Below are 2,562 nucleotides of genomic sequence, written 5' to 3' on the forward strand. Positions count from 1 at the left end.
GCTCGGTATCGGAGTAATTTTCAGGAAGTGGCCAACTTAGGTTGTTGTGTTTAAAGCGCAGTAGTATTTCAGAGACGGTCGAGCGACTGACTTTGGCGCAAGTAGCGATTTTTCTCGTCGACAAGTTGCACTCATATTTGAGGCGCAATACCTCTTTAATGTTTGTCATAGATGTTCTCTTTTTAGGCATTGTCACTTCCTTGCTACGTTAGATTATCTAACAAGGATAGTGAGCTATTGATTTAAAAGAGAAAAGAAAGGTATTCCGCTAAACCGGACAGGGTTTCCGCTAAACCGGACAGTGATTCCGGAGTTCGTGGAAATTTGGCTGGTTTATCCCGGAAATGGTGTCCGGATTAAAACGGAATGAATGTCCAGATAATCCCGGAATCGGTGGTCGGATTGCTCCGGAATATGCAATAAAGCTGCATCAGCAATAAAGTAACGATTATTTTGCGCGGCTTTAAGGCAGTGAATATGGCGCTTAGTGACCTCTGAAAATGCTTTTGCATCGTTCGTGTTTCCACTGAGAGCCTGCATATAAACAGGGAGCCCTGCTTGATTTTCACAAATTAATTCAAGGACAACTTGATTCAATTCAGGTCGGTGATCTCGACTATAACCTTTGACGAGTTGAATAGAATTAATGTCCTCTCAACAGTTCGCTTAGGCTTGGAAGTGTTGCGACATTCTGGCTACACAATAAAGAGAGAAGACATGCTCATATCAGCGACTGTTCTGGCTCAAGATTTACTCAAGCACGGTTGTGCTTTGGGGAAATTATGAGGGGATCCCTCAGTACGCTGCCAGGGCAACCGCATGAGTAGATTATTTGTAAACAGAAACGACTATCTTTATTAACTCGTTAAGACTTGAGCTGTGCAAGTCCTGATTGCGTTTAAGAAACAAACAAGGATAAGAGAAAGTCACCTTCAAAAAAATATCTCATTAGTTAATGGTTTGTGAATTTTAACATTAACTCAACTCATGCGCTCGCCCTGAACCGATCGTTATATTTGGTATTCGATCAATTAAGCCCTACAAATCATTTGAGGTCTCGCCCTGATGGCAAGCCAACGTTAAGCTATTGAGTCGTTTTAAGTGCAATTCAGGGCAGAATTGGTAGAGAGAGTCGTGTAACATATTGAGTTCTCACATCTTGTTGTCTAGTCAGTTGGTGTTTGTCAAAACCATTTGATCACATAACAAAATGTGCATCTACTTTGACTTAATTATTTTTCAAAAAATCATTAGTGGATTCTTCAGCGCTTTACTCATTCTGTTTAAATCATACTTGAAAATGGTAAAGATTTACTTATATCTGAAGCTATAATGTGTGTTGTGACGGAAATACTCATCTTGATAGTTTTTGGGCGTTATGCCTTTATACTTTTTAAACATTCGATTAAAGCTATCTACTTGCTCATAACCTAATTTTTTTGATATTAAGCTAACTTCATCTCCATTTCTTAACATATATAAGGAAATATTGCTTAAAACATCACCTCGAATATGAGAAAAAGAAACACCTACAGACTTACAAAAACGTTGTACAACCTGTTCTGACACCCCTAGCAGATTTGAAACCACTTCCAGCGTCGGAAAACCTAAATATCGACAGTAGTTTATCAGTTCACAAAAAGTACTATATTGGTCATCTGGTGAGGGTATCTCTAATAAATTTTTAAGCTCTCTGGAACTTAAGATTACCCCATTACTTTCTTTCATCTTCATATTGTACTTGACATAATCTCTAGAATCTATCCACAACTCTAAGCGGGATGAACCATATTCGATATCACACCCAAAATAGTCTTCATACTTGCTTCTGCTTATCATAGTATTAGGTAATCTTATTTTTAACGGTGTGTAATTTTGATCAAAGTGAGATTTGAGAGTCGATATCATTGCAAAAAGCACTCTAATATTATCATGAAAGCGTGTTTCTGGGAGAATAAAAGGGTTTTCGTATGACCATACTGAATATTTATTCAGATTTATTAGAGATAAGCAAGCACCTGTTTGCATTCTATTGACTACGTTGTTTACTTTCCATATTAATGTTGAAACATCTTGACATTTAAATAACCAGCCATTGAATGGATCCTCGACTATTAAATCAAGTTTTTTGTATGTGTTAAATACATAATCTTTGTCTTTTGATAGATTAAGCAAATCTATATATAGTAACGATAATGCTTGAGTAGGAAGTAATGACATGTCTTCATTAATTAAATCATTAGGGAACCGTAAATCATGCGAATCAATTCCATAATTAGTCAATGTGTTTTTATATAGCTTTTTTATCCCCGCGACTCTTATGAATCGAGTTTTTTTAATAGCTTCCATTATTGTAGATTTTTCAACCTTTTAACTTATTTAAAGTAGATTGTTTGATTTTTTAATATACAAAATCAATTATATAAATAATAAATTATTTTAAAGAATTTATTATTTATAATATGTCAGAATTGTGATGTGTCAAGTTGTACGCATCATATTTTAGATAAAAACAGAAACACTCATAGAAAGGCATAAATAACCTGAGATCTGGTTAAGCCT

General features: G+C 35.6%; 1 protein-coding gene and 3 pseudogenes. 1 reads left to right on the forward strand and 3 read right to left on the reverse strand.

Translation table 11 applies throughout. The features are described from left to right. Both ACTRWI_RS22235 and ACTRWI_RS22240 read right to left on the reverse strand, forming a co-directional pair. A pseudogene (locus ACTRWI_RS22235) lies at window positions 1-190 on the reverse strand (IS21 family transposase); the annotation flags it as partial. A gap of 230 nt (window positions 191-420) precedes the next feature. After that, a pseudogene (locus ACTRWI_RS22240) lies at window positions 421-648 on the reverse strand (IS1634 family transposase); the annotation flags it as partial. Between ACTRWI_RS22240 and ACTRWI_RS22245 the strand changes: the two are divergent. Next, window positions 646-786: pseudogene (locus ACTRWI_RS22245) on the forward strand (IS4 family transposase); the annotation flags it as partial. The pseudogenes ACTRWI_RS22240 and ACTRWI_RS22245 sit on opposite strands and share 3 nt — an antisense overlap. Before the next feature lie 525 nt (window positions 787-1,311). On the opposite strand, the gene ACTRWI_RS22250 reads toward ACTRWI_RS22245, so the two are convergent. Beyond that, complete coding sequence (locus tag ACTRWI_RS22250; RefSeq protein ID WP_499133872.1) at window positions 1,312-2,349, reverse strand: helix-turn-helix domain-containing protein; 1,038 nt, start codon at window positions 2,347-2,349, stop codon at window positions 1,312-1,314. Window positions 2,350-2,562 lie beyond the last annotated feature (213 nt).

The organism is Pseudoalteromonas sp. G5_S1_14_S5, from assembly GCF_054968605.1.